The following is a 23,057-nucleotide window of genomic DNA, read 5'->3' on the forward strand; positions in this document are numbered from 1 at the left end:
GCCGTTACGGAGGGAATACATCGCGAACGAATAAAAAGCTGCATGAATCATAAGGTTGCTGAGACACCTGAATCGTGGCAGCCACCTTTCGCATATATATTTTTATGGAATTGAAAATCAATTTTTATTCTTTTACATGCATAAGCCCCCCCTTTAGAGTAGCGAAAAGACCGCCGTGTATGGCCTCATGTCATTTGTAAGGGACACAGGGAATGGAAAAAAATCATCCGCAAGTTACGACTCTCGCCGCAGGGTTACTCTCGTTACTTTTTGCATTCAACCCCGGAGCGTACGCAGCGGAAACCGGCGAAAAACCGGTGTCTGGCGGTATTCTGAATGTTGGATTGGGCAGCGATACGCCGATTATCGACCCACACATTACGGCCTATGGCGTTACAGCGCTGATTGCGCGTAACGTGGTGGATTCACTGGTAGGACAGGCGGAAGATAACCGCTTTACGCCTTGGCTGGCGGAAAGCTGGAAAATTAACGACAACAACACCGAGTACACCTTCCACCTGCGCAAGGACGTGACGTTCAGCGACGGCACCAAGCTGGATGCGGAAGCGGTGAAATACAACATCGAACGTATTCTCGATCCGAAGACCACCTCCAGCTACGCGAAATCGCTGTTAGGTCCTATCGACAAGATCTCAACGCCGGATGACTATACGATTGTGATCCACTACAGCTCACCGTTTGCGGCGCTGTTACAAGGCCTGAGCCTGCCGTATCTGGGCATTCAATCACCGACGTATCTGAAGAAAACACCAAACACCAGTACCACCGTGGTGGGTTCCGGTCCGTTTATTCTCGATTCCTTTGTGAAAGGCAGCGGCAGCAAGCTGACGAAACGCCCTGATTACAACTGGGGGCCGGGCTATGCCAAGCACACGGGTCCAGCTTATCTCGACGGTCTGGTGTTCAAATATCTGCCGGAAGCGTCGGTTCGCCTCGGCGCCCTGAGCAGCGGCCAGATTCAGGCGATTGACGCCGTACCACCGGCTAATTTCCCGACGGTGAAGCGCAATCCGAAGCTGGAAGTGATCACCTATGAGAATCCGGGCGTTAACCGCGTACTCTATCTCAACACCACCAGAGGCCCTTTCCAGGATGTCGCGGTGCGTAAGGCATTCCAGAGCGCGGTGGATACCAACGCGGCAGTGAAAGTCGCCTTCTTCGGTACGCTGAAAGCCGCCGATAACGTTCTCGGCCCGGCCACGCTGTACTACGATCCAAGCGTCGCGTCCCGCTGGGGCTTTGATGCGAAAAAAGCTAACGAACTGTTGGATAACGCAGGCTGGAAACAGAAAGACGGCGAAGGTTTCCGAACCAAAGATGGCCAACGCCTGAGCGTCAGCTTCGTTTACGCCTCAACCAACGTTGAAGCCGCGGATGTCGCGCTGTTCCAAGCGGTACAATATCAGGTGAAGCAGGCAGGCTTCGAAGTCAAACTGACGCCAGTTGATGCGGGTGAATTCACCACACGCACCAATGCCAACGAGTACGATATTGCTTCTAACTTCTTCGTGCGTGCAGAGCCAGATATTCTGCGTACCGTGTTCGATTCGGCCTATGCGCCACCGAACGGTAACGGCTTTACTCGCATCAGCTCGCTGGACGGCAAACTGAGAAAAGCCATCGGTGCGGGCGAGGCGGAACGTAAACAACTGTATAGCGAGATACAGCGTGAGGTCATCGATCAGGCGTATGTTGTTCCACTGTACATTCCCGCCTATCAACTCGGCCTGTCCAAACAGGTACAGGGCATAAGCTGGGCCACCAACGCAAAACCGAACTTCTATGATGTCTGGATTAAACGTTAATCTGTACGCGATAGGTAAACGTCTTTTCACCATTCTGGCTGTGCTCTGGGGCGCAGCCACATTGACGTTTATTGCCGTCAAACTGATCCCCGGCGATCCGGTCGCCATTCTTAGCGGCGGCGATAACGTGGTAGACGAAGCCTATCGCGCCGTACTCATCAAACAATTTGGGCTCGACCAGCCGCTGTGGGTGCAATATCTGCGCTACTGTGGGCAGGCGCTACAGGGTGATTTTGGCGTCAGCTATCTCTATCGTCTGCCAGTTGGCAGCGTGATTAGCGATGCGATGCATGAAACCTTGCCGCTGGCGCTCGGCGGCCTGATTCTGGCTCTGCTCCTTGCCATCACCAGCGCGCTGCTGACCGCAGGTCGCTACGGCGTGCTGCGAACCACCGTATCCTGGCTGGAGCTGACGCTGCTTAGCACGCCGGTCTACTGGATTGGTATCGTTCTGCTGAGCCTATTCAGTTTTCGTCTGCAATGGTTTCCGGTCACCGGCAACGATGGGGTGATGTCGCTGGTGCTGCCAGTCATCACGCTGAGTCTACCGATTGCCGCTATTCTGAGTCAGGTACTGCGCGACGGTCTGGAAGATGCGCTTTCCCAGCCGTTCTCGCTTACCGTGCGCACGCGCGGCGTCAGCGAAATCCTGCTGCGCTTCCGCCACGGTTTACGCCACGCGGCGCTGGCCGCCTCAACGCTGACTGGCACGCTGCTGGCAAGCGTACTCGGCGGTTCCGTGCTGACCGAAACCGTCTTTGGCCGCGCGGGGATTGGACAGGTTACGCTGAGCGCGATTGAAAACCGCGACATGCCGCTGGTGCTGGGCGTCGTCATGCTGTCCGCGTTCCTGTTCGTCGTCATCAACCTGCTGGTGGATGCGCTGTATCTCATCATCGATCCCCGCTTACGCAAGAAGGCGAGCGCCCATGAGTAGTGAACCGATGCCCTTCACGCAGACACCCTCAAGAAGAACCTATCGTAGCCCATGGCTGAGCGCAGCGACGCTGCTGCCTGCCGCTATCGTTTTCCTGCTGGCGCTGGCGGTCTTTTTCCCCTCGCTGTTTACCAGTCGTACCGCCGATGAAATGGATATGGGCGCGGTATTTCAGTCGCCAAATAGCACTTACTGGTTCGGCACCGATCAGCTGGGACGCGACATTTTTTCCCGTATCGTCCACGGCACCTCGCTGTCGCTGGGGATTGGCGTCGGCGCGATGCTGATCGCCTGCTTCGGCGGCGTGCTGTTTGGCACCCTGTCAGTGCTCGCGCCGCTGCGTATCCGTCAGGTTCTGGTTCGTCTGCTGGACATCATGCTGGCGTTTCCCGACCTGCTGCTGGCGCTGCTGGTGATCGCCGTTCTGGGACGAGGACCGGAAAACACTATGCTGGCCGTCGGTCTGGCGGGAATTGCTGGCTATGCACGTTTGATTCGTTCTCAGGTGCTGCAAGTCAGGCTATCCGGCTACGTTGAGCACGCGATTGCGCTGGGTGAACACCCGCTGTATATCGTTTTCCGCCACATCATTCCCAATACGCTGCGCCCGTTGCTGATTGTCGCCACCATTGGCGTCGGCCACGCGGTGCTGTCCGCCTCGGCGCTGAGCTTTCTCGGATTGGGCGTCGTCCCACCGACCGCCGAATGGGGCGCGCTACTGGCTGACGGACGCAACTTCCTTGATATCGCACCGTGGGTCAGCCTGCTGCCCGCCAGCGTCGTCGCGCTGTCGGTGATTTCCATCACGCTGCTGGGACGTCGTTTACAGGCCATTTTGGCAAAAGGAGAGGCACGATGAGCCTGAACACACATTCTCACCCCTCTCATTCACCTTCAGAAACGTCCGCAAAAACGCCGCTGCTGCGCGTAGACGGTCTGAGCGTGACCTTTCCCAGCCCTTTCGGCCCCGTTCGTTCGGTTAAAAATCTTTCTTTTCAGGTGAATGCCGGAGAAATTCTGGCGCTGGTCGGCGAATCGGGTTCAGGGAAATCCGTCACCGCTCGCACGCTGGTGGGTCTGGCTGGTGAAAACGTTGACGTACAGGCAAACGCGATTGAGCTCACGCGCCATGACGGCAGCCTGTGTGATTTACGCTATCTGACCGATCGCGACTGGCGGGCGATTCGCGGCCGTGAAATCGGCTTTGTTTTGCAGGATGCGCTGGTGTCTCTCGACCCGCTGCGCAAGATCGGGCAGGAAGTCGCCGAACCAATTCTGACCCATCGCCTGTTGCCTCGCCAGCAGGTTCCCGCACGCGTCGCCGAACTTCTGACGAAAGCGGGCATTCCCGATCCAGAGAATCGCGCGGCGCAGTATCCGCATGAGCTGTCCGGCGGGCTGCGTCAGCGTGCGCTTATCGCTTCCGCGTTGGCGGCAGGCCCACAGCTGTTGATTGCCGATGAACCCACCACCGCGTTGGATGCCACGGTGCAAAAGCAGGTGCTGAAAGTCTTCACCGCATTGGCGCAGGCAGGACACGGCGTTTTACTGATCACTCACGATCTCGCCGTCGTCGCTGAGGTAGCAGATCGCGTTATCGTGATGCAGCAAGGATCGCTGGTAGAAGGCGGTGAGGCGCGACAGATCCTGTCAGCACCGACGCATCCCTATACCCGCAAGCTGCTGGCGGCGATCCCGACCGCGTCTACCCGTGGAAAATGGCTGGCTGGCGCTGACCCGTTACAGAGCGGCATTGCACCGTCACCCACTTCTCTGGCAGCCGATCACACCAGCACCGACGATACCATTGCACTCACGGCAGATCGGATTGCGGTGTCGTTCAAACGCCCGGACGGCAGCCGGATGCAGGCCGTCAATCAGGTTTCTCTCCAGATCAAACGCGGCGAAACGCTGGGCATCGTTGGGGAATCCGGTTCGGGGAAAACCACGCTGGGCAAAGTCATTCTGGCACTGCAAAAGCCAGACAGCGGCGAAGTCCGACTCGCGGACAATGCCTGGAGCACATTAACGGAACGCGAACGCCGACCGCTGCGCGCGCGCATTCAGACGATCACACAGGATCCGCTTAGCTCGTTCGATCCACAATTTACCGTCGCCCAGATTCTGAATCAGCCGCTGCGTTTGCGCCGCGATTTGAGCGACGATGAGAAACAGCGGCGCATTCTGACGCTACTCGAGTATGTCGGCTTGACGCCCGACTTGCTGAGCCGCCGTCCAAGAGCGCTGTCCGGTGGGCAACGTCAGCGCGTCTCCATCGCACAGGCGCTGGCTTCAGAACCCGAGATTCTGATCTGCGACGAACCGGTATCGGCGCTGGACGTCACCACACAGGCGCAGGTGCTGGATTTGTTGGTGGCGTTGCAACGCCAACTGGGGCTAACGATGCTGTTCATTTCCCACGATCTGGGCGTGGTACAGCATATGAGCCACCGCATCGCGGTCATGAAAGACGGAGATATCGTAGAAACAGGGCCGGTCGAGCAGATCTTCAATCAGCCGCAGCACCCTTACACGCGCCTGCTGCTTTCGACGGTGGCGGAGTAGCGCTGTTGACGAAGGGTTGAGAGCTTAAAAACGCAGCGACATTGTACATTCTGTACTGGCAGGGCATCGATAAGCGGATGGTCAAAAAGACCAATGAATTCGCGCAGAACATCTTTTGGGGATGATCCAGGCGATCTCATCCCCGATATCCTGCAACTCACTTCCCCCCGATTACGGACGTTCTCATTGATATGTTGGAACTGATGCATCAATTCCCGGCTTGCCGCTGGAATTAAGACGTTTAGCCGAGTTTAAATGGTAGTCCAATGTCTCCCGGCGCTCAGTCATACTGAGCCTGCGGACGACACGATGAGCTGCCTATTGCAGACGCCTGTTGCATTGGTTGCGTTACATCATCATGTAGTTATATGTCCATGTCCGATGCCGACAGCACGCCCCCACGAACGATACTTTGCTAATATATAATTTTCACAATGATATTTTGTAAGTCTCATGATTGAAACCCGACTGCTTCACCAGTTCATCGCCGTCGCAGAGGAGTTGCACTTTAATCGTGCGGCGGAACGGCTTCACATGGCGCAGCCACCCTTAAGTCAGGCTATTCGTCGGCTAGAACAGGAGATCGGCACGCCGCTCTTCGAGCGCACCAACCGGCGCGTGTCGCTCACGCCTGCCGGGGCAGCCTTTCTGGAGTCGTCCAGAAAAGTATTGCACCTACTTGATGAGAGCGTGGAGCAGACCCGACGCGTTGCACAAGGTATTGAGGGCCATCTCACCCTGACCTTCATCAACATCGCGCCCTATAGTGCGTTGCTGGATGCTCTACGACGCTTCCGAGCCGCATTCCCGGCAGTGTCCTTCACGATGCAGGAAGCCACAACGCAAGAACAGGTCGACGCCCTCGAACAAGGCCGTGCAGACCTCGGTTTCATGAGGCCATCAGGCAGAACGGCACCGGGCTTACGATTCGCGTCCATTTTGCGTGAACCCATCGTGGTAGCTTTGCCAGTCAGGCATCGCCTTGCTGGCAAAAAGACTATTTCACTGACCGCTCTTCAGGATGATGCCTTCGTCTCATCGCCCCGGTATTTAGGTCAGGGCTTTCATGACCAACTTATTCAGCTTTGCGAGGCTGCAGGCTTCGTACCACGCATTACCCAGCAGGCGCGGCAACTCCAGACGCTGGTCGCTCTGGTAGCAGGCGACTTCGGCGTTGCACTGCTGCCGGCCTCGTTGGCACAGGATGGGCGCAAGGACGTGGTGTTCCGGCAAATTCAAGTCGATGCACCGGATGCATTACGGCACGTAGAACTGCTGATGGCATGGAGAGAACACACGCCATGTGTAATCCGAGACAGGCTAATCGACGAAGTACGTAACACAATGGCATCAGCGACAACCGTTAAGACGATTTAAATCTCATTTCAGTATAAATAATATATTTTACGAACGAAGGCGGAGAACTCATCATCGTGACATTCAGGTTCATGGAGATGAAAGATGGAGCAGACACACCTTCAGACAGGCGAGATATTCAAGGGGAAGGTTGCCATCGTCACTGGTGCCGCGCAGGGGCTGGGACGAGCCTACGTGCAGGCGCTGCTCGACCGTGGCGTACGTGTTGTCGCCAGCGATCCGGGCACGGATAGATCTGGCGAGGGGGCCGACGACAGCGCGATCGCCGAAGCGGCGCGCACCTTGCAGGCCGATGACGGACAATTGATCGCCCATAGTGGGCGACTGGACCACGAAGCTGGCTGCAAACAGCTCGTGGAGCTGGCTATCTCGCAGTTCGGCGCGCTGGACATTCTGATCCACAATGCCGGCTGGGTCGGTTACCAGTCCGTTGAGGAGCAGGAAGACGATTTCCTTGAGCGCGCTCTTGGTATCAACGTGCGTGCACCGATCTGGTTGTGCAAGCACGCCTGGATGCATCTCAAACAGTCCTCGTCGGCGCGTGTCGTGCTGAATACGTCTGACCGCGCCATGTACCAACGATACGCGCAGTCAGGTCTGACGGCCTACGCCGCCAGCAAAATGGCCCAGATAGGCATTATGAATGCCTTAAGTATGGAAGGTGAACCGCACGGCATACTCGTCAATGCGGTCTCCCCTGTTGCCAAAACACGCATGTGGGGAATCACACAGCCACCCGAGAATCTCAAGCCCGAGTGGGTAGCCCCCGGCGTACTGTATCTGGCCAGCTCGCTGTGTCAGGACACGGGGGTCATTCTTCGGGCCAGCAACGGTCAGTTCACCGCCACCCGATTTTGCGAGAATCCTGGCGTCGATTACCCCACGAATCTGGCCCGGATCGAATGTGACAGCGTGGAAGACATCGCCCGGAACTGGCAACGCATCAAGGAGTTCGGCGATGCATGAAGATGGAAGCCTGCGCAAGATCGCGCATATCCACGCCGATCTTGGCGAGAGTCCGGTGTGGGATGAACGTAACGGGCTTTTGTACTTCGTTGATATCACCGGAGGTGAAATCAAGGTGCTGTGCCCGCAGGCTCGGGTTGAAACCATTTATAAATCGGCGGCACGCATCGGTGCCCTCGGCTTGACCGATAAAGGCAACCTGATATTCACTGAAAACGCCAGCCTCGCCATGCTTAATATGGAAACCGGCGAGGTATGCAGGCGCACCGCTGCCTTATATGACGGGGCAAGTTATCGTTTCAACGATGGCGCTTGCGATCCACAGGGACGCTTCATCACCGGCCTTATGGATGAAGCTCCAAACCGCAGGGCCAGCGCGCTGTACCGCTATGACAGTGAGCTTAATGCCCAAATCATCCTCCAGGGCGTAGCACTGCCCAATGGCCTGGCCTGGTCGGAAGATGGGCGCACGCTGTTTTTTGTCGATTCTATTGCACGCTCGATCTTTCGAACGACGTATTCAGTCGAGGGTGAACTCGGCGCAGTGACGCTATTCGCCCAGACCCCGACAGAACTGGGTCGCCCTGATGGTATCGCTCTGGACCGGGCGGGAGGATTGTGGGTATGTCAGTTCAACGGCGGATGCCTGTTGCGCTACGACCGCGACGGGCACTTGAGCGAACATCTCGCCATGCCCGTGCCACGTCCCACCAGTTGCTGCTTTGGTGGGGAGGGCTTGGATACGTTGTTTATCACTACCGCACGCTTTGCCATGACACCCTCGGAACTGGATCGCTACCCGGATGCTGGGGATTTGTATGCCATTCGCCCCGACATCGCTGGCATTCCGCGTAATTTTTTCAAGGAGTGATGCTGTCTCGCCAGATCATATCCGGATGCGAATGACGATATTGAGCTCGTTGCCGACTATCAGGTTAAGTCATGCTCTCACACGGAACACTGCCAGATAAGGTCCGAGTCTGCACAATTCATCATGCCCAATAGCTAACGCCGTCACTCCACATTCAGGAAGCGCTGGCGGTAGGCACTGGGTGAGACGCCGAACGCCTGATGGAACACCACGGAGAAGTAGTTGCTGTCTTCAAAACCGCACAGCGCGGCAACGTCGCCAATGGTTTGCAGATCATAACGCAGCAGTTCCATCGCCTTGCATAGCCGTAGCTGGCGCAGGTAGTGCGGCACGCTCATGCCGGTTTGTTCTTTAAAGCGCGAGCGTAAACTGCGGGCGCTGAAGTGGTGCTGTTCGCAGAAGGCTTCAAAGCGGAATGGAGCTGCGATGCTGGCACGCAGCGCATTCATCAACATATCCAACTGATGCGCATCGGCCAGCTGTGGACTATCCGGCGTGTGGCGATAGCGCGCCGCCAGCAGCGCAATCTGCAACAGCAGCGCTTCACTCAGTTGCAGCGACAGCGCATCCGACTTCATGCACTCCTGCCTCAACGCATCCACCTTCTCGCGGAGGGTATCCATGCCTTCCGAGCCTAAGCACCAGTGGCGCTGGCTTTGTGAAAGCTCCCCACCCGGTAGTAATGTTTGCCAGTCGGCAGATAGCGTCAGGCGATTGCGGATATAGAGAATGTTGTCCAGTTCGAGTCCGTTGACGGATTCATAGCTGTGGCGGTCGTTCGCGGAAACATAGAACATATCGCCGCGAGTGATGCGGTAAGGCACATCGTTCCAGAGGTGCAGACCATTGCCACGCCAGACAATCACCAGTTCGTCGAAATCATGATGATGTAGCGGAAACACAGGCTGTGGATGCCGTTCGGCAACCATCACGGCATTCTTATCGGTGAGGAAATAGTCTTCAGTCTGTAATTTCAAACCCCGTATTACTGTCGTCATTCCCTCACCCGCAGTTGCCGTTACCTACTCTTCACGAGAAAACGCCTGATGGCGCAGTGACTTAGGTGCCTGCGAGAATGCCTTGCGGAATTGCGTCGAAAAGTGATTGCTGTCGCTAAATCCACAGGCGTGCGCAATAGTGGTAATGGAATCATCACTCTGCTGCAACCGCCGACGAGCCTCCAGTAATCTTAACCGATTCAGATAGCGTTGTGGCGTCATACCGGTGTGTTGTTTGAGCTGACGGTGCAGCGTACGCAGCGGTAGCGAGAACTGATCGGCCAGACTGCCCCAGTTCACCTCTTCGCTGTAGTTATTTTGCAGCCAGCCTAGCAGCGCCTGCACCCCCTGACGCTCGGAGCCGTTGGCCTGCGTCTGGAAACAGTGCTGGCGCAGCTGCACCAGAATGTGCAGAAACAGGCTCTCGCTGGCGGCAATCGCTTCAGGCGCATCGCTCTGTGCCAGCTCCGCCAGACTGTTCATCGACTGTTTCAACTGCTGCATCCCCGCCGCATTCACCTGCCACTGCCCCTGCCACTCGCCGTTCGGACCATATGGCAAAAAGGCAGCGATATCGGAAAGGAAGCGGAATCCACGTGGCGAACGGTACAGCATGTTGGTCAGGCACAGCCCTTCGACGTCTTCAAACAGATGCCGATCGTTATCGCGAACGAAGAATACTGAACCGCTGCATAGCGCATAGGGCTGATCGTTAAACACATGGACGCCAGCGCCCTGCTCCACCAGCACAATTTCCCAGAAATCATGATAGTGCTCAGGAAACGCCGCTTGTGGGGTGCGCGGCTCCACCGCAACCGTTACGGCACGCGAAGTAAAAAAATCATCACCACGAAGTAACGTCATTTCAGTTCTCCATTCAGCCTCTGGCAAAAGTGCGGCCTTTGAAAAAGGGTAGTCAGAAGCCACAAAACCGGCCTTCAAATACCGTCGCCCACACGCCATCTGGCTGCTCTTTTTTTAAGATCGCACCGCCTAATTAGTTGAAGTGTGGCAAGGATCACACCGTCTTTCCCCTGATATTTTCATGGTTATTCCCTAAATAATTTCCCAGATTGTGAGCCCTTTCACGGTCAGCTTTGTCATTTTGCCAGCCGCCTGTTGCAGATGGCACTCATCGGAAGGTGGCTTCTGTTACCGCTCCTTACACTGCAACACATTCAACAAGTAAGGAGTGCGGCTATGGCGGTGAAGAATATCGTGGCGGTAGATTTAGGTGCATCCAGTGGTCGGGTCATGCTGGCAACCTTGCACACCGCAACGCAGCATCTGACGCTGAAAGAAATTCACCGTTTCAGCAATACGCTGGTGTTTCAGGACAACCATCACCAGTGGGATCTGGCCGCGCTGGAAGGCGACATCCTCACCGGATTACACCAAATCGATGCCATGGGTATCACCCCCGATAGCATCGGGATCGACAGCTGGGGCGTGGACTATGTGCTGCTGGATAAGGACGGGCAGCGTGTTGGCCTGCCCTATTCCTATCGCGACCACCGCACCGACGGCGTGATGGCTACCGTCACTGCCGAACTGGGGCGTGAGGCGATCTATCAACGTACCGGCATTCAGTTCCTGCCGTTTAATACGCTGTACCAGCTTAAAGCGCTGCGTGACACATCATCAGACGATCTGAATCAGGTGGCACACCTGCTGCTGATTCCCGACTATTTTCACTATCGCCTCACCGGGAATCGGGTCTGCGAATACACCAACGCCAGCACGACCCAACTGCTTAATCTGGAAAAGAAAACCTGGGACAGCGAACTGCTGGACTATCTGGGCATCCCGCGCCGCTGGTTGAGCGAACCAGTACAGCCGGGCCACGCCGTGGGAAACTGGACAGCACCGAGCGGACGGCAAATTCCCGTCACCGCCGTCGCCACGCACGACACCGCCAGCGCGGTGGTCGGCGCGCCGTTGCTGAGCCGCGACAGCGCCTACCTCAGTTCCGGTACCTGGTCACTAATGGGCATCGAGAGCGACACGCCGTTTAACAGCCCACAGGCGCTGGCCGCCAATATCACCAACGAAGGCGGCGTGGACGGCACCTATCGGGTACTGAAAAACATCATGGGCCTGTGGCTGCTACAGCGCGTTTGTCAGGAGCGTGACATCAAGGATTTAGGCGCGCTGATTCAGTCCGCCGCCGCTCTGCCCGCTTTCGTCAGTCTGATTAACCCGAATGACGATCGCTTTATCAATCCGCCGTCCATGCATCAGGCGATCCGCGACTATTGCCGTGAGCACGGCCAGCCCGTACCCCAAAGCGATGCCGAACTGGCACGCTGCATCTTCGACAGCCTCGCGCTGCTCTACCGACAGGTGGTACTGGAACTGGGCGAACTGCGCCACGCGCCAATCCGCCAGCTGCATATTGTCGGCGGCGGCAGCCAGAACGCCTTCCTGAACCAGCTGTGCGCCGATGTGTGCCAGATTCCGGTTCTGGCCGGGCCGGTCGAGGCCTCGACGCTTGGCAATATCGGCTGCCAACTGATGGCGCTAGGCGCCGTCGCCGACCTTGCCGCATTCCGGCACATGCTGACTCATAACTTCCCTCTACATCGCTATACCCCGCGTGCGGAGAGTGATTTTGCCGGGCACTGGCGTCGTTTTCAGGCGCTCAGCCAGCCAGAACCCGCCCCACAGGGCAAAAAGGAGACTACGCAATGAGCACACCAATTGAAGCAGCCTGGCAACTGGCAAAAGCGCGTTACGCCAGCCTAAATGTTGACGTAGAGGCCGTGCTGGAACAGCTCGATCAGATTCCGGTGTCAATGCACTGCTGGCAGGGCGACGACGTAGCCGGATTCGAGAACACCGGCGGGCCACTGACCGGCGGTATTCAGGCCACTGGCAACTACCCCGGTAAGGCGAGCACGCCGGATGAACTGCGTGCCGATCTGGAACAAGCCTTTGCGCTGATCCCCGGTCCTAAACGGCTGAACCTGCATGCTATCTATCTGGAATCCACCCAGCCCGTTTCCCGTAACGAAATTGCCCCCGAGCATTTCAGCACCTGGGTTGAATGGGCCAAGCGCCACCAGCTCGGACTGGATTTTAATCCGACCTGCTTTTCTCATCCGCTGAGCGCGGACGGCTTTACCCTGTCGCATCCAGACGAAAAAGTACGCCGCTTCTGGATTGAACACTGTCAGGCCAGCCGCCGGATTTCCGCCTACTTCGGGCGCGAACTCGGCACGCCGTCCGTAATGAACATCTGGGTGCCGGACGGCATGAAAGATTTGACCATCGATCGTCTGGCGTTCCGCCAGCGGCTGCTCAGCGCGCTGGATGAGGTCATCGCCGAACCGCTCGATCAGGCACACCATATCGACGCGGTGGAAAGCAAGCTGTTCGGGATCGGTGCGGAAAGTTTCACCGTCGGCTCCAGCGAATTCTGCCTCGGCTACGCGGCCAGCCGCGGCACCGCGCTCTGTCTGGATGCCGGACACTTCCACCCAACCGAAGTGATTTCCGACAAGATCTCCAGCGCCATTCTTTACGTCCCGCGCCTGCTGCTGCACGTCAGCCGCCCGGTACGCTGGGACAGCGACCATGTGGTGCTACTGGACGACGAAACGCAGGCCATCGCACACGAAATCGTGCGCCATAAACTGCTTAACCGCGTGCATATCGGGCTCGATTTCTTTGATGCTTCGATCAACCGCATCGCCGCCTGGGTCATCGGCACCCGCAATATGAAGAAAGCTCTGCTATGCGCGCTGTTGGAACCCACGGAAACGCTGCGCACACTGGAACAAAACGGCGATTACACTGCGCGTCTGGCTCTGCTGGAAGAGCAAAAATCGCTACCGTGGCAGGCCGTGTGGGAACACTACTGCCAGCGTCATGACGTCATCCCAGGCAGCGAATGGCTGCAACAGGTGCGTCAGTATGAAGAAACCATCCTCACTCAACGTCAAGGGTAAGACTATGCAAGCAATTCTCTCTTCCTGGTTTGTACAGGGAATGATTAAAGCCACCAGCGACATGTGGCTCAAAGGCTGGGACGAACGTAACGGCGGTAACGTCAGCCTGCGCCTGACGGCTGAGGATGTGACGCCTTATGAAAGCGATTTCTACCCGCAGCCGCGTCATGAAGCTCTTTCGCAGCCGATGCCTGCGCTGGCTGACTGCTGGTTTATCGTCACCGGCTCCGGCAAATTCTTCCGCAACGTGCAGTTGGATCCGGCCGATTCACTGGTGGTGTTGCAGGTCGATAGCGACGGTAAAGGCTATCGTATTTTCTGGGGGCTCACCAACGGCGGCCTGCCGACGTCTGAACTGGCTTCGCATTTCCAGTCGCACATTGTCCGTATGGGCGTGACCCACGGGCGCGACCGCGTCATCATGCACTGCCACGCGACCAATCTGATCGCCTTGAGTTATGTGCTGGAGCTGGATACCGCTAAGTTCACCCGTGAACTGTGGGAAGGCAGCACGGAGTGTCTGGTCGTCTTCCCGGACGGCGTGGGGATTGTGCCGTGGATGGTGCCGGGCACCGATGCCATTGGTGATGCCACCTCCGAACAAATGAAGCATCATTCTCTGGTGCTGTGGCCTTTCCACGGCATCTTCGGCACCGGACCGACGCTGGACGAGGCCTTCGGCCTGATCGATACCGCAGAGAAATCCGCCGAAGTGATGGTGAAAGTGATATCAATGGGCGGTAAGAAACAGACAATCTCGACCGAAGAGCTGATCGCATTGGGTAAACGTTTCGGCGTCACGCCAATGGAAGCCGCACTGCGCGTGTAGTGCACATAACGATTAGGCCTCAACTCGCCACGGCCTCACCGCCGTGGCGTTCTGCCAACGACTACGGGGGATTCATCCATGTTGCGTAAGGCTTTTGTGATGTCAGTTTTTCCTGACAGCCACGATGAATATCAGCGTCGCCACAATCCTATCTGGCCGGAACTGGCCGAGGTGCTCAAGAACCACGGTGCGCACCACTACAGCATTTTTCTGGATAAGCAGCGCAATCTGCTGTTCGGTTATGTCGAGGTCGAATCTGAAGCGCGCTGGGAAGCGATTGCACAAACGGATGTCTGCCAGCGCTGGTGGAAACACATGAGCGACGTCATGCCCGCCAACCCTGATAACAGCCCGGTCAGTGATGCGCTGGAACCGGTGTTCTATCTGGACTAAAGCATTCTCTGAACCAGGCATCATCGTGTAGCGGTAATAACATTACCGCTGCGTCATTATTGTTGAAGTTATAAAAAAGAAATAACGTGTCACTTAATTAATGAATCCTGTTAGTTATTATCATTATTTTTAATTTACATACCCTAAATAATTCGAGTTTCAGGAAGGCGGCAAGCGAAGGAGTCCCGATGAGCTTACTTGAGTAAGTGATTCGGGTGACTGAACGCAGCCAACGCACATGCAACTTGAAGTATGACGGGTATAAATAATTATCGATTATTGATGGCTGTCACATTTTATTTTTCCTATTTGTGAAATATCCCTCCTTCACATTAAAAATAAAAACATTTATTAAAACAATATTTAACAACCCGCCCTCAATTTAAAATAATAAGTTGATATTTTAAAAATAAACAGAATTTAGTCTCGCCATGATGAGTCTGATTTTTATTAAATTCCGTTTATGCATCAACCTCTCTTTATCGAATTACGTATTATAAAGATCTTATTTTCTTTGCCGTTATCACTACTACCTTCTCTCTATAATCAATAAGAATAACGATGAAATTTTCCCAACTCACAGTGTTCTCTAAGTTATTACTCGGTTTTTCTGTCCTGATAGCCATGATGTTGTTATTAGGTGTGGTTTCACTACTCCAGCTTAGCGTTAATAATAATCGTATTGATGAATTAAGCAGCAGCAGTCTGCCCGGCGTGCGATATAGCCTGGAAATGCGCGGCGCACTGTCTGAAACACGTTTGCAGCAAATACAATATATCGACTCCAAAACGCCTGAAGAGCGCGAAGGTCATCGCAAAGAATTACTGCAAAATGCCGATGCCTTTCTTGCTGCATTTAAGAACTACCAAACCGTTGCTAACAGCGAGGATAAAAAAGCGCTGATTAAGGTAATTGGCGAAAATTTCTCCGGCTTTAACTCGGTCAACGCCACGCTGGTTGATACCGTCAATCGGGGCGATCTGGCAGAAGCGAGTAAAATCAGCGGGGCAAGCTCTTCCAAATATCGTAGTCAGCTAATGAAAGATCTGGCCCGACTGGTGGATATGGAAGTGGCGACGGCAAAAAATATCGTTGCCAGTGCCGATTCGACTTATCGGACGTCACAGTACTATGTCTGGGGATTGCTGCTGCTCGCCCTGCTGACGACGGCCATTATCGCGACCGTTATCTCACGTAATATTTCGCGCCAGCTCGGCGGCGACCCGCATTACGCCCAAGAAATCATGACGGAGATCGCCTCTGGTAATCTGACGGCGCAAATCCAGCTGCGCCAAGGGGACAACAGCAGCCTGCTGGCCTCCATCAACTACATGAACCAGCAGTTGATGAGCATCGTGCATACCATCATGAGCGGCAGTGAATCCATCTCGCTGGCGTCCAACGAGATTGCTCAGGGCAACAGCGACCTGTCGCAGCGTACCGAAGAGCAGGCGGCTTCGCTGATTCAGGCATCGGCGAATATGCAGCAGCTGACGCACACCGTGCGCCAGAATGCGGATAACGCCAAAGAAGCCAGCCAACTGGCGCAGCAAACATCGGAAACGGCTTCTCAGGGCGGGCTTATCGTAGACGACATGCTCAAACGTATGCATGAGATCTCCGACAGTTCACAGAAGATCGTCGATATTATCGCCGTGATCGAAGGGATTGCCTTCCAGACCAATATCCTTGCACTGAACGCCGCCGTAGAAGCGGCCAGAGCGGGTAGCGAAGGGAAAGGCTTTGCCGTTGTTGCGGGCGAAGTCCGGACGCTGGCACAGAAGAGCGCCAATGCCGCCAAAGAGATCAAAACGCTGATCGAAGGCACCGTTGAGAAGATTACCGACGGCTCCGCGCGGGCAGACAAAGCCAGTCAGGCGATGTCGGAAATTGTGCTGTCGGTGAGAAAAGTCACGGATATCGTGGCGGAGATTTCTCAGGCCTCCAACGAGCAGCATATCGGCATCAAAGAAATTAGCGTGGCGGTAGAACAAATGGATCGGGTCACTCAGCAGAACGCCGCGCTGGTTGAACAATCGGCCACGGCAGCACACGCTATGACGGAACAGGGTGCGCAGCTGCGTGATGCGGTTCGTTTCTTCAAAGTGAATCAGGACCGCATGCTGAGAATCCATTAATTCTCCTCTGCCCCGCCGACTACTCGGCGGGGCAGCCACCTATTTCTGAGCACTGTTTTTTCTGATAACTATTGCTTCTGATAACTACGGTTTCTGATAACTGCGGTTCCTGATAACGCCCCTTACAAGCCTCTCCCTATAACGACGCAATACGCCGCAGCGACGCCTGCTAGCTCACCCCGTTTGCTTCATGAACAAACGTTGACGTCTGGTTTAGGCAAACGGGGTTATCGTTGCACCACTACACTACGTGCTGTGTTTTTACGTACCCGTTTTCTATGTACTAGGTTTCTGCGCAATCTGTTTCTACGTACTGGGCTTCGTCAGCTGACGACTATTTTTTACATCTCGCCGCACGGCGATAAGGAGACAACATGGACGAGCACCCTCGATGGCCCGGTAAACCGCATCCGTTAGAATAAGGACCGTCTTCTTCCTCGACCTCTCTGTTCTCTCCGTCTGCGCCGTTTACCTCCCTTAATACCTTCATTTTTTTCCGCTTTACGTCCCTTAATCCGGGATGCGCGCCCGTGCGCGGCGGACAGGCAACATTAAGAGAGCAGCATCATGACCGATATGATCACGCAAACGGGGTATCGCCGCGCCCGTAAGACACCCACGGCCACCTTTGCGATTGCCCGCGAGGCGCAAAACAGCCTCGATCAAACACTGGCTAACCTAAATACGCATCTGCACGGCTTAAGCCATGATGACGTCATTGAGCGTCAGCAAACCTATGGCGAAAACCGCGTCGCTCATGAAAAAGCGCCGCACGCGCTGGTGCAGTTGGCCGCCGCATTTAATAACCCGTTTATTTACGTGCTGACGGCGCTGGCCGCGATCAGCTTTTTCACCGATTACTGGCTACCGCTGCGCCATAACGAAGAGACGTCGCTCACCGGCGTGCTCATCATTCTGGTGATGGTCAGCCTGAGCGGTCTGCTGCGCTTCTGGCAGGAGTTTCGGACCAATAAAGCCGCCGAAGCGCTGAAATCGATGGTGCGGACAACGGCTACCGTACTGCGCCGCCCTCACGCCAGCGCCACCGCCGTCATGCAGGAAATCCCGCTTCAGCAGCTGGTTCCCGGCGATATCCTGACGCTCTCCGCTGGCGATATGGTGCCAGCGGATGTTCGGCTGGTGGAATCACGCGATCTGTTCGTCAGCCAGGCCGTCCTGACCGGCGAATCGCTGCCGATCGAAAAATATGACGTGTTCAGCGATATCAGCGCCAAAGGCTGTCAGCCCGCAGGCTGCGGCGGCGAAAGCGATCTGCTGGCACTGTCCAACATTTGTCTGATGGGAACCAACATTTCCAGCGGCACGGCAACGGCCATCGTCGTGGCAACCGGCAGCCACACCTACTTTGGCTCACTGGCAAAATCGATTGTCGGCACCCGTTCCCAAACCGCCTTCGATCGCGGCGTGAACAGCGTAAGCTGGCTGCTGATCCGCTTTATGATTGTGATGGTGCCTGTCGTGCTGCTGATTAACGGCTTCACCAAAGGCGACTGGATGGAGGCTAGCCTGTTTGCGCTGGCGGTCGCCGTCGGCCTGACGCCGGAAATGCTGCCGATGATTGTCTCTTCCAATCTGGCAAAAGGCGCGATTGCCATGGCGCGGCGTAAAGTGGTGGTCAAACGCCTGAACGCGATTCAGAACTTTGGCGCGATGGACGTCCTATGCACCGACAAAACCGGCACATTAACGCAGGATCGCATCATCCTTGAGCATCACCTGAATACGCAGGGTCAGGTCGATGCGAGCGTACTCCAGCTCGCCTGGCTCAACAGCGCGCACCAGAGCGGCATGAAAAACCTGATGGATCAGGCCATCATGCATTTTGGTCGCCATAATCCGGCCATCGCCGCGCTGGGTCGCTATCGCAAAATCGATGAGCTACCGTTTGATTTTATTCGCCGCCGTCTGTCCATCATCGTTGCCGATGAACACAACCAGCAACGCCTGATTTGCAAAGGCGCGGTAGAAGAAATGCTGGCGGTCGCCACGCACGTGAGTGAAAACGGGCAGCGGTATAAACTGGATGACGAGCGCCGCAGTACGCTGAAAACGCTGGCAGAAAACTACAACCAGCAAGGGTTCCGCGTGCTGATGATCGGCACCCGTGAACTGAGTCCGGTGGGCAGCACGCTGCCGCTCAGCGCCGAGGATGAACGCGACCTGACAATTTGCGGCCTGCTGACGTTCCTCGATCCACCAAAGGAAAGTGCTTCTGCCGCCATTCGCGCCCTGCATGAAAATGGCGTAACGGTTAAAGTCCTGACGGGCGATAACGCAATTATTACCAGTAAGATCTGCCGCGATGTCGGGCTGGAACCGGGCGAGGTGCTGGAAGGCAACGCTATCGATGCGCTCAGCGATGAACAGCTCGGCGTACTGGTAGAACAGCGCACCATTTTTGCCCGATTGACGCCGCTACAAAAATCCCGCGTGCTGAAAGCGCTGCAAGGCAATAGTCATACGGTCGGCTTTTTGGGCGACGGTATCAACGATGCCCCCGCCCTGCGCGATGCCGATATCGGGATTTCTGTCGATACGGGAACAGATATCGCCAAAGAATCGGCCGATATCATTCTGCTGGAAAAGAACCTGATGGTGCTGGAAGAAGGCGTCATTAAAGGGCGCGAGACGTTCGGGAATATCATCAAATACCTGAACATGACCGCCAGCTCCAACTTCGGTAACGTGTTTTCCGTGCTGGTCGCCAGCGCCTTTATTCCATTCCTGCCGATGCTGGCGATCCATCTGCTGATTCAGAACCTGATGTACGACATCTCCCAGCTGTCGCTGCCGTGGGACAAAATGGATAAGGAGTTCCTGCGTAAACCGCGCAAATGGGATGCCAAAAATATCGGTCGCTTCATGCTGTGTATCGGGCCGACGTCATCGATTTTTGACATCACCACCTACGCGCTGATGTGGTTCGTGTTTGCCGCCAACAGCGTAGAGCATCAGGCCCTGTTTCAGTCAGGCTGGTTCGTTGAGGGGTTGCTGTCGCAAACGCTGGTGGTGCACATGCTGCGTACCCAGAAGATCCCGTTCATTCAGAGTACAGCGGCACTGCCGGTGATGCTGATGACCGGTCTGGTTATGGCGCTGGGTATCTATCTGCCGTTCTCCCCGCTGGGGCCGCTGGTCGGTTTACAGCCGCTGCCGTGGGAATATTTCCCGTGGCTGGCCGCCACGCTGATTGGCTACTGCACCGTCGCTCAACTGGTCAAACGCGCCTATATTCGCCGCTTCGGCCAGTGGTTCTGAGCCCTTCTTTATCTCTTCACGGCGGGGGCGCTGTCGCCCGCCAAATCAGGAGCCCCTATGAAACCTTCTCGCCATGCATTCAGGATCGTTATCTTCTTTCTTACCCTGATTTCACTGATTAACGTCACGATGCTGCTTACCGTAATCTAGACTGTAAAAATACCGATACAGTGGCAAAAATACATACCACTTTGGATGTAGTATAAGTTAACAGTATCGTTGCCAAAAAAAGAGAATAAATCACATAATCAATTAAATGATAAGGATTATATTTAATACCACGTAGTGGTAATCAAAATAGACATAGTTTTTTTAAGGGAATGAGGGGGTCAACGCTAAACCATTCCCTTATTAGGCCGAAACTAAAATAAACCCCTGTCTACTTTTGCAAACTGCACATGTCAGGAACGGACGACTTGCAGGCTATGGAGCACACCTATGAAATCCCTTCATCACATCTCGATCCGTAGTAAGTTCATTCTTGCCCTTCTCCCGCCCATCCTTGCCCTCCTCTGGTTCAGTTTTTCCGGCGTGATGGAACGCCGCAATACCGAAAATGAAATGATCCGAATGGAGAAACTCATCACGCTGGCGCGCGATGCAGGCGAGTACGCTCACCAGTTACAGCGTGAGCGCGGCTTGAGCGCGGGCTATTTTGGCAGTCAGGGGAAAAATTTTGGCCCAGAGCTCACCACGCAGCGGCAAGCCACCGATCGGGCACAGCAGGTGCTTGAACAAACCGCCGCAAACCTGAGCCGCGCCGAGCTTGGGGATGCCGTCAGCGAAGAACTCGGTCGCGTCACGCAGAAAACACAACAGCTTGTGGAACACCGCCGCAGTGTCGACAGCATATCGATACCCGTCGCCCAAGCCATTGGCTACTATTCCGATTCAGTCAGCAATCTGCTGAATATCGTCGGGGATATGGCCCATCTGGTCAGCGATGGCGGTATCGCCCAGCGGCTGGCGGCCTATTACAACCTGCTGAACGTCAAAGAACAGGCCGGGCTTGAACGCGCGGTGCTCTCCAACGCGTTCTCTGCCAATAGCTTTGCTACCGGTATGTTCGAGCGTCTGAACCAGATGGTTGGTCGGGGAGATGCCTATACCACGGCCTATAACATGTTCGCTAATCCCGAACTGCGCAGGGCTTTTGAACAGGCCCTCAACAACCCTTCTGCACAAAGCGCACTTCAGATGCGTAATAAAGCCATCGCTTCTCCTGGCGGCAATTTTGATATCGATGCAACTCAGTGGTTTAGCCAACAAACGGCAAAAATCGATGAGTTGAAAAAGGTTGAACAGCTCGCCACCAACGACCTGACGGCACAGGTGAATACCTTAGCCGCCAATGCCCGCCAGTCCTGGATTAGCTATTTGGCCGGTGCGCTGGTTTCTCTGCTCATGGCGCTCGGTCTTGCTTCGATGGTCATGCGCAGCATCAACGAGCAGCTTCAACAAACGCTGACGACCATTCGCGAGATGGGCGGAGATCTTACGCGCCGCCTGCGCGTGCCGGGAACCGATGAACTGTCACAGCTGAATCAGGCGTACAACGCCTCACTGGAAAACATCGCCGATATGGTGGTGAGTATTAAGCGCAGCTCGCAGACGATCGGACAAGCCAGCAGCGAGATCGCCAACGGCAATCAGGATCTGGCTCAGCGTACTGAAGAGCAATCCGCTTCACTGGTGCAAACCGCCAGCAGCATGGAAGAGATTACCGTTACGGTAAAACAAACCGCCGACTTTGCTGGACAGGCGCGCCAACTGACAACAGAGGTAGACGATCAGGCTCATCGTGTCGGCACCATTACCGAGTCAGCCAGCGGTGCGATGGAAAGAATTCAGGATGCTAGCCAGCGCGTGAATGCGGTGGTTTCCGCCATTGATGCCATTGCCTTTCAGACCAACCTGCTGGCGCTGAACGCGGCAGTTGAGGCCGCACGAGCGGGGCAGCATGGCCGCGGGTTCTCTGTCGTCGCGGCAGAGGTTCGTCAGCTGTCGCAGCGTAGTGCAGACGAAGCGGGCAAAATCCGCGCGCTCATCGCCGACAGCATTGCCAGCGTCAGCGAAGGGACAAAGCTGGTGAACCAATCGAACCGGGGGATTAACGATATCGTCGCCGGGACGCGTAAAGTGCGCGATCTGGTGAATGAAATCGCGGTCGCCGCCGATGAGCAATCGCTGGGCATCGCGCAAATTAACGAAGCGCTCAGCCAGCTAGAGATGGTCACGCAGCAGAATGCGACGCTGGTTTCTCAGGCCTCTGTTGCCAGCCAGTTACTGGATGAACAGGCGATTGAAATGGAATCGCTAGTCAGCCGCTTCAAAGTTGACGACAACGCACCGCAGCAACCTTTGCGACAAGCGCTGTTAGCAAGGTAGCGCATAAACCGACAGTAATGCTTTCTGCTCTTTTAGCCGGGCGATACAGCCCGGCTCCATCTCATTATTTAGACAATATATCCCGTATATCCCTCATCACTTCCTCCTCTATATTTCCTCTATATCTCTTCTCTTTATTTCCACACTTTATATTGGGTTAATAGGGATAAAATCTATTTTATATTTCCAAACATAATTGTAATTGGTACCCTCGTCGCTTTAATTAACTAATTAAACTGGATGTCGATAACGCATTACTTTATATAAAAAGGCTCGGCAATAAGGATATAAATTGCAATATCAATGCAACATTAAATACCTAACCTCAAAGAAGGTTAAGTAAAATAGCTTTTTCTTATCATAAAGAAATAAACGCCAACATATTGTTTTAAAAGGAATTAAGTAATCATTTATTTATATAATCAACAAATCAAAATATAAGAAAATTCTCAATAAACGTCACAATTTAGAAAACACCAGAACTAAATTTAATTATGCCTAACTTAATTAAGTGAAGGCTAATAATTAATGATTCCGTT

16 protein-coding genes are annotated in these 23,057 nt (G+C 55.0%); 14 read left to right on the forward strand and 2 right to left on the reverse strand.

What is annotated here, in order from left to right:
• The first annotated feature begins 212 nt into the window (after positions 1 to 212).
• The 7 genes from NXT09_RS09650 to NXT09_RS09680 all read left to right on the forward strand — a co-directional run bounded on the left by NXT09_RS09650 (position 213) and on the right by NXT09_RS09680 (position 8,542).
• Positions 213 to 1,826 (forward strand): ABC transporter substrate-binding protein, encoded by a 1,614-nt coding sequence (locus NXT09_RS09650; RefSeq protein WP_268579538.1) that lies wholly within the window; start codon positions 213 to 215, stop codon positions 1,824 to 1,826.
• The gene (locus NXT09_RS09655; protein ID WP_268579539.1) at positions 1,804 to 2,763 is read left to right on the forward strand and encodes an ABC transporter permease; all 960 of its coding nucleotides are present in this window, start codon (positions 1,804 to 1,806) and stop codon (positions 2,761 to 2,763) included. The genes NXT09_RS09650 and NXT09_RS09655 overlap by 23 nt, the downstream gene beginning before the upstream one ends.
• On the forward strand, positions 2,756 to 3,622 hold the full coding sequence (locus NXT09_RS09660; RefSeq protein ID WP_268579540.1) for an ABC transporter permease: 867 nt from the start codon (positions 2,756 to 2,758) through the stop codon (positions 3,620 to 3,622). The genes NXT09_RS09655 and NXT09_RS09660 overlap by 8 nt, the downstream gene beginning before the upstream one ends.
• Positions 3,619 to 5,328 (forward strand): dipeptide ABC transporter ATP-binding protein, encoded by a 1,710-nt coding sequence (locus tag NXT09_RS09665; RefSeq protein ID WP_268579541.1) that lies wholly within the window; start codon positions 3,619 to 3,621, stop codon positions 5,326 to 5,328. The genes NXT09_RS09660 and NXT09_RS09665 overlap by 4 nt, the downstream gene beginning before the upstream one ends.
• A 453-nt stretch (positions 5,329 to 5,781) precedes the next feature.
• Positions 5,782 to 6,705 (forward strand): LysR substrate-binding domain-containing protein, encoded by a 924-nt coding sequence (locus tag NXT09_RS09670; protein ID WP_268579542.1) that lies wholly within the window; start codon positions 5,782 to 5,784, stop codon positions 6,703 to 6,705.
• A gap of 84 nt (positions 6,706 to 6,789) precedes the next feature.
• Positions 6,790 to 7,671, forward strand: coding sequence for an SDR family NAD(P)-dependent oxidoreductase (locus NXT09_RS09675; RefSeq protein WP_268579543.1), 882 nt, complete (start codon positions 6,790 to 6,792; stop codon positions 7,669 to 7,671).
• The gene (locus NXT09_RS09680) at positions 7,664 to 8,542 is read left to right on the forward strand and encodes an SMP-30/gluconolactonase/LRE family protein (protein WP_268579544.1); all 879 of its coding nucleotides are present in this window, start codon (positions 7,664 to 7,666) and stop codon (positions 8,540 to 8,542) included. Before NXT09_RS09675 ends, NXT09_RS09680 begins: the two co-directional genes overlap by 8 nt.
• A gap of 143 nt (positions 8,543 to 8,685) precedes the next feature.
• On the opposite strand, the gene NXT09_RS09685 is transcribed toward NXT09_RS09680, so the two are convergent.
• A complete protein-coding gene (locus NXT09_RS09685; protein ID WP_268579545.1) occupies positions 8,686 to 9,540 on the reverse strand; it encodes a helix-turn-helix domain-containing protein in 855 nt (284 codons plus the stop codon).
• 24 nt (positions 9,541 to 9,564) lie between these two features.
• Positions 9,565 to 10,404 (reverse strand): HTH-type transcriptional activator RhaS, encoded by an 840-nt coding sequence (gene rhaS, locus NXT09_RS09690; protein WP_014913998.1) that lies wholly within the window; start codon positions 10,402 to 10,404, stop codon positions 9,565 to 9,567.
• 336 nt (positions 10,405 to 10,740) lie between these two features.
• Between rhaS and rhaB the strand changes: the two genes are divergently transcribed.
• The 7 genes from rhaB (at position 10,741) to NXT09_RS09725 (ending at position 22,518) form a co-directional block, all read left to right on the forward strand.
• Positions 10,741 to 12,231, forward strand: coding sequence for a rhamnulokinase (rhaB, locus tag NXT09_RS09695; RefSeq protein ID WP_268579546.1), 1,491 nt, complete (start codon positions 10,741 to 10,743; stop codon positions 12,229 to 12,231).
• On the forward strand, positions 12,228 to 13,490 hold the full coding sequence (locus tag NXT09_RS09700; protein WP_268579547.1) for an L-rhamnose isomerase: 1,263 nt from the start codon (positions 12,228 to 12,230) through the stop codon (positions 13,488 to 13,490). Before rhaB ends, NXT09_RS09700 begins: the two co-directional genes overlap by 4 nt.
• 4 nt (positions 13,491 to 13,494) lie before the next feature.
• Complete coding sequence (rhaD, locus tag NXT09_RS09705) at positions 13,495 to 14,319, forward strand: rhamnulose-1-phosphate aldolase (RefSeq protein ID WP_205561738.1); 825 nt, start codon at positions 13,495 to 13,497, stop codon at positions 14,317 to 14,319.
• Between the two features lie 78 nt (positions 14,320 to 14,397).
• The gene (gene rhaM, locus NXT09_RS09710) at positions 14,398 to 14,712 is read left to right on the forward strand and encodes an L-rhamnose mutarotase (protein ID WP_010285280.1); all 315 of its coding nucleotides are present in this window, start codon (positions 14,398 to 14,400) and stop codon (positions 14,710 to 14,712) included.
• A 561-nt stretch (positions 14,713 to 15,273) separates the two neighbouring features.
• A complete protein-coding gene (locus NXT09_RS09715) occupies positions 15,274 to 16,851 on the forward strand; it encodes a methyl-accepting chemotaxis protein (protein ID WP_268579548.1) in 1,578 nt (525 codons plus the stop codon).
• Between the two features lie 567 nt (positions 16,852 to 17,418).
• Positions 17,419 to 20,130: a magnesium-translocating P-type ATPase gene (gene mgtA, locus NXT09_RS09720; protein WP_268579549.1), complete on the forward strand. Its 2,712-nt coding sequence runs from the start codon at positions 17,419 to 17,421 to the stop codon at positions 20,128 to 20,130.
• A gap of 438 nt (positions 20,131 to 20,568) precedes the next feature.
• On the forward strand, positions 20,569 to 22,518 hold the full coding sequence (locus NXT09_RS09725; protein ID WP_268579550.1) for a methyl-accepting chemotaxis protein: 1,950 nt from the start codon (positions 20,569 to 20,571) through the stop codon (positions 22,516 to 22,518).
• Positions 22,519 to 23,057 lie beyond the last annotated feature (539 nt).

It is taken from the genome of Pectobacterium jejuense, from assembly GCF_026800125.1.
Lineage (GTDB): Bacteria > Pseudomonadota > Gammaproteobacteria > Enterobacterales > Enterobacteriaceae > Pectobacterium > Pectobacterium jejuense.

Coding starts and splice junctions, on each gene's coding strand:
- NXT09_RS09650 (WP_268579538.1), top strand. CDS start 213: ATGGAAAAAAATCATCCGCAAGTTACGACTCTCGCCGCAGGGTTACTC.
- NXT09_RS09655 (WP_268579539.1), top strand. CDS start 1,804: ATGATGTCTGGATTAAACGTTAATCTGTACGCGATAGGTAAACGTCTT.
- NXT09_RS09660 (WP_268579540.1), top strand. CDS start 2,756: ATGAGTAGTGAACCGATGCCCTTCACGCAGACACCCTCAAGAAGAACC.
- NXT09_RS09665 (WP_268579541.1), top strand. CDS start 3,619: ATGAGCCTGAACACACATTCTCACCCCTCTCATTCACCTTCAGAAACG.
- NXT09_RS09670 (WP_268579542.1), top strand. CDS start 5,782: ATGATTGAAACCCGACTGCTTCACCAGTTCATCGCCGTCGCAGAGGAG.
- NXT09_RS09675 (WP_268579543.1), top strand. CDS start 6,790: ATGGAGCAGACACACCTTCAGACAGGCGAGATATTCAAGGGGAAGGTT.
- NXT09_RS09680 (WP_268579544.1), top strand. CDS start 7,664: ATGCATGAAGATGGAAGCCTGCGCAAGATCGCGCATATCCACGCCGAT.
- NXT09_RS09685 (WP_268579545.1), bottom strand. CDS start 9,540: ATGACGACAGTAATACGGGGTTTGAAATTACAGACTGAAGACTATTTC.
- rhaS (WP_014913998.1), bottom strand. CDS start 10,404: ATGACGTTACTTCGTGGTGATGATTTTTTTACTTCGCGTGCCGTAACG.
- rhaB (WP_268579546.1), top strand. CDS start 10,741: ATGGCGGTGAAGAATATCGTGGCGGTAGATTTAGGTGCATCCAGTGGT.
- NXT09_RS09700 (WP_268579547.1), top strand. CDS start 12,228: ATGAGCACACCAATTGAAGCAGCCTGGCAACTGGCAAAAGCGCGTTAC.
- rhaD (WP_205561738.1), top strand. CDS start 13,495: ATGCAAGCAATTCTCTCTTCCTGGTTTGTACAGGGAATGATTAAAGCC.
- rhaM (WP_010285280.1), top strand. CDS start 14,398: ATGTTGCGTAAGGCTTTTGTGATGTCAGTTTTTCCTGACAGCCACGAT.
- NXT09_RS09715 (WP_268579548.1), top strand. CDS start 15,274: ATGAAATTTTCCCAACTCACAGTGTTCTCTAAGTTATTACTCGGTTTT.
- mgtA (WP_268579549.1), top strand. CDS start 17,419: ATGACCGATATGATCACGCAAACGGGGTATCGCCGCGCCCGTAAGACA.
- NXT09_RS09725 (WP_268579550.1), top strand. CDS start 20,569: ATGAAATCCCTTCATCACATCTCGATCCGTAGTAAGTTCATTCTTGCC.